5 protein-coding genes and 1 pseudogene are annotated in these 4197 nt (G+C 71.2%); 3 read left to right on the top strand and 3 right to left on the bottom strand.

Annotation, left to right across the window (positions count from 1 at the left end; genetic code table 11):
* A partial coding sequence (locus tag WA805_RS31220) for a phosphotransferase (protein WP_425244129.1) occupies positions 1-285 on the top strand: 285 nt, incomplete at its 5' end.
* A gap of 102 nt (positions 286-387) precedes the next feature.
* Positions 388-1068, top strand: a complete 681-nt coding sequence (locus tag WA805_RS31215) for a class I SAM-dependent methyltransferase (RefSeq protein ID WP_422276146.1) — start codon at positions 388-390, stop codon at positions 1066-1068.
* On the opposite strand, the gene WA805_RS31210 is transcribed toward WA805_RS31215, so the two are convergent.
* On the bottom strand, positions 1043-1738 hold the full coding sequence (locus tag WA805_RS31210; protein WP_422289725.1) for a nitroreductase family protein: 696 nt from the start codon (positions 1736-1738) through the stop codon (positions 1043-1045). The two genes, WA805_RS31215 and WA805_RS31210, sit on opposite strands and share 26 nt — an antisense overlap.
* Positions 1739-1767: 29 nt before the next feature.
* Positions 1768-2943 carry a hypothetical protein gene (locus WA805_RS31205; protein WP_425244128.1) on the bottom strand — a complete coding sequence of 392 codons (1176 nt, stop codon included), beginning with the start codon at positions 2941-2943 and terminating at the stop codon, positions 1768-1770.
* Between the two features lie 192 nt (positions 2944-3135).
* Here WA805_RS31205 and WA805_RS31200 point away from each other — a divergent pair.
* Positions 3136-3657: pseudogene (locus WA805_RS31200) on the top strand (TetR/AcrR family transcriptional regulator); the annotation flags it as partial.
* A gap of 42 nt (positions 3658-3699) precedes the next feature.
* Here the strand turns inward: WA805_RS31200 and WA805_RS31195 are convergent.
* Positions 3700-4113, bottom strand: coding sequence for a zinc-binding dehydrogenase (locus WA805_RS31195; protein WP_425244130.1), 414 nt, complete (start codon positions 4111-4113; stop codon positions 3700-3702).
* Between the last annotated feature and the right edge of the window lie 84 nt (positions 4114-4197).

Genomic DNA, 4197 nt, shown 5'->3' with positions numbered 1-4197 from the left:
GCGCTCGAGAGCGCCGCGGCGATCCCGCCGGCCGACCAGCTGGTGGTCTGCCACGGCGACGCCTGCGCGCCGAACACCCTTATCGGGGCCGGCGGCCGCTGGTCCGGGCACGTCGACCTCGGCAGCCTCGGCATCGCGGACCGGTGGGCGGACCTGGCGATCGCGACCTGGAGCGCCGGGTGGAACTACGGCCCCGGCTGGGAGGGGCTGCTGCTCGACGCCTACGGCGTCCAGCCGGATCCCGAACGGACCAGGTACTACCGCCTGTTGTGGGACCTTGGTTAGCCCGGGAGTAAGCCGCGTACGTTCCGGATGAAGGGGAACGGGAACCGGCGCGGACGGCGGGCTTTCCGGAATGCGCGTGCGGACGGGCGCCGTTGATTGTTCGTGAGCCACGCTACTGGCACCGGGCCCGGTGAGATCACCGACGACGGCTGCGCCGTCGAGCTTTACACGCTGCTTCCCCCGTTCGGCGAGGCGGAGATCGTGCACGCCGCGGTGCCGGAGGGGGCCTCGATCCTGGAACTCGGCTGCGGCACCGGCCGGATCCTGAAGCCGCTGGCGGAGCTCGGCCATCGGGTGCACGGGGTCGATGACTCGCCGGGCATGCTCGCCCGCGTCGCCGGCCTGCCGGTGACCCGATCGCCGATCGAGTCGCTGCGGCTCGCGGGGAAGTTCGACGTCGTGCTGCTGGCTTCCGGGATGCTGAATAGCGGTCCTGAGCATCGCGGGGCGTTCCTGGCGACGTGCCGGTGTCACCTGGCCGATAACGGTGTCGCCGTGTTCCAGTACAACCCGCCCGGCTGGTTCGCGGCGTTCGCTGGCGCGCCGCGGGAACGGGAGCGGGACGGGATCACGTTCGTGATCCGCGAGTCCCGAAGGACGCCGCCCACCATGTCCTGTGAGGTGGAGTACCGCGCTGGCGACCGGACCTGGACGCAGGCCTGGACCTGCTACGAGATCAGCGACGCCGAGCTGACCGCGGACCTCGACGCCGCCGGGCTGACGTTCGGCCGGTGGCTGACCGAGGACCAGGCCTGGTTCACCGCGCGCCCTCGCCTGCACTGAGCCGGCTGCCGTAGCGGTCGGCGAAGGCGAGTTCGGACACGTCGGGCCGGTGCAGCCGTCGCGGGAACGGGCGGGCCGGGTACCCGGCGACGATGTGGCAGGCCGTGGCCATGTGCCCGGGAATGCCGAGCAGCTCCTTGACCTCAGGCTCGCGGGCGACCAGCAGCGTGGTGAACGTGGTGGCGACGCCCTGGGCACGCAGCGCGAGGCACAGGTTCTGCGCCATCGGGTAGACAGAGCCGCCGCCGACGATGCTCAGCCGGCCGAGCCCGGTGTCGGTGGGATGGGTCTGCGCCAGGTCGGCGCACACCACGATGATCACCGGAAGCTCACCGAACCGGCGGGCGAACTGGTCGGTGTCGGCCATCGTCCGCGCGGTATCGGTGAACCCGGTCTGCACGCTCTTTGCCGCACCGCCCGCGCCGTGGATCGCCGCCGCCCCGTTGCGGGCAGCGGCGGCGACCTCCTCCCACAGCGGCAGGTACCACTCCCCCAGCTGCCTGCGCAGCGCCGGGTCCCTGACGAACACGAAGCGAACCGCGCACCGGTTGCCGCCGTTGGGCGCGAACCGCGCCAGCTCCACCGCGCGCAGCAGCACCGCGTCGGGTACCGGATCGTCCCGGTAGTACCGGCACGCGTGCTGCGTGCGCATCGCCTCGGCTAGCTCCATGGACAGGGAGATGCCCGGCGTCGCACCGGTCAGAACCTGATGAAAATCTGGCCCTTGGGCTGCAGGGCCGCGCCGGACAGCGCCACCTTGGTAAGCGCACCGGTCGTGAGGTTGACGGTGGCCAGGTAGTTAGCAGGAAAGCCCGGGCCTGGGCAGGTGGCCGGGGCGCCGTTCTCGTCGCACGGGGTCACCGAGCTGTACGCGGTCCCGATCGGGAACCAGCCGGTCACCTGGTCGACCGTGTCCGCGGCGGCATCGGTGAGGTACAGCGCGCCGAAGTGCGCGGTCGCCCAGGACGTGTCGTCGACCGACCTGGTGATCGCGAGGACGCTCAGGCTCGCTCCCCCTCCCCAGCTGTGCGGCTGGTCGAAGATCAGCTCCCGGTCGCCCTGGGAGTCCAGCATGAAGTCACCGCCGAACTTCGGCGAGACGTGCGGCACGACCTCGTTCGAGTCCGGGTCGGTGAGCGCCAGCGTGACGTTCGTCCCCGCGTGCGGGCCGTTGACCGCCTTGGCCGTCGAGTTGTCGTTAAACAGCGCGCGGACGGTGGCGATCTTGGTCCACGGGTTCAGCGACACCACGTACACGGCCGGGGCGCCCTTGGGGGCCGTTCCTGTCGTGCCCGGCGCCGAGGCGCTGATGAGGATCTGGCCGTGGTAGATCGAGATCGCGTCGGTGCCGCCCTTGTGCGGCAGCGGCTTGTTGTAGGCGTAGTGCGTGAGGTGCCCGGTGGCCGCCGAGATCGTGAACAGGCTCGAGTTCGCGTCCTCGTTGACGGTCACGATGACCTTGCCCGTCAGCGGGTCCGCGGTGACCCCGTCGGCGTGCCCGGGCACGTCCCACTGCCGGACTTCCTTGCCGTACAGGGTGAACTCGACGATCGTGCTGTCCAGGTTGCCGTCGGCGCTGGGCTCGCCCTGGGGGCCGGTCGCGTTCTGGAAGCCGACGTAGAGACGGCCGTCCAGCGTCGATATGTCGTCGGGCTGGGTCAGCGTTTCCGTGTGCCAGGCGCCCTTGCCGTTGGCCTGGTACTTGTGATGCAGATCCGCGCCGAAGGCGATCTGCCTGACGAACAGGGTGTGGTGGCTTGACTGCGGTTGCGCGCTCGCGGGCAGCGCGAGCGCCGCGGTCGTGAGCAGCGCACCCGCCGACACGACCGCGACGGCGGCTAGCCTCGCCGTACGCCTGTTGCTGGAGATGTTCACACCTTGAACATGTACGCTCCGCTCGTGACGCGGGGCGCAGCTTCGGGCGACGGGGAGATGAACGGCCGACGTCGGGGACTGAGCCGGAATCTGTTCTTCTGCTAAAGCGGCAGGGCCGGCGGTCCTCTGTGACTAGAGTCGGAACGATGGCCCCGCTTCGGCTATACGGAACGATCGCCCCGGTTAGCAACTATGGCTGACCGGGCGACGCGGGCTGACGCCCGGCGCAACAGGGAGAAGGTCCTCCGCGCTGCCGCGGAGGCTTTCGCCGCGTCCGGGTATGACGTGCCGCTCGACGAGATCGCCGCCCGGGCGGGTGTCGGCGCCGGCACCGTGTACCGGCACTTCCCCACCAAGGAGGCGCTGTTCGAGGCGGTGGTCACGGCGCGGGTCGTCGATCTCATCGCGGACGCGCGCGAGCGCGCCGGGGCCGCTGACCCGGGCGCCGCCTTCTTCGGCCTGCTGGCCAGGATCGGGGACGAGGCCACCGTCAAGCGCGACCTGCCCGAGGCCATCGCGATCCCCGGCCCGCTGCACGAGGAGCTGCACGCCGCGCTCGGCGTCGTGCTGCGCCGCGCCCAGCGGGCCGGCGCGGTGCGCGACGACATCGATACCCCCGACCTGATCGCGGTTTTCAAGGCGGCGACCGCCGGGATGCGCGACGCGACGGGCGGCGCGGTCCGCAGGAAACGGCTGTTCGATGTGATGACCGACGGCCTGCGGCCGCGGGTTCCGGCTGCCAGCTCGCTGCTCTCGTTAGAGCCGCGGATCGACGTGGACCTTGGTTCCCGGGCTGGGATCGAGCCGGCCGTCGAACGCCTCGACGGCCCGGTCGAGGCCGACGACGACGTGGACGAGCGGCCCCGGGTCCACGCTGCCGTCCGCGTAGTGCCCGATCGCGGGCGCGAGCCCGGCCGACGCGCCGAGGATGCCGACCGCCGTGATGTCGTTGAGCACCAGGTCGCGGCTGTCGACGACGCTGGGTTTCCCGGACACGCCGATGTAGACCATCCGGCCGGCCGGCTCGACGTACCGCAGGGCGACGGCGGGGACCGTTTCGTCGCCGGTGCAGTCGATGACCGCGTCGTAGGTCCGCGGCGGCGGGTTGCCCAGCGTGTGGTAACGGCTGGCGCCCATGGTCCGCGCGAGGTCCTCGCGGCTGGCGTCCATGCCGATCACGTGCACTTCCGCCCCGGCGGCGCTGGCGAACGAGGCGGCCAGCAGGCCGATGGTGCCCGGTCCCCAGACCAGCAC

The organism is Trebonia sp. (assembly GCF_049794275.1).
Classification (GTDB): Bacteria; Actinomycetota; Actinomycetes; order Streptosporangiales; family Streptosporangiaceae; genus Trebonia.
Note: the sequence above shows the minus strand (reverse complement) of the source record. Positions and strands in the feature narration are given on the sequence as shown.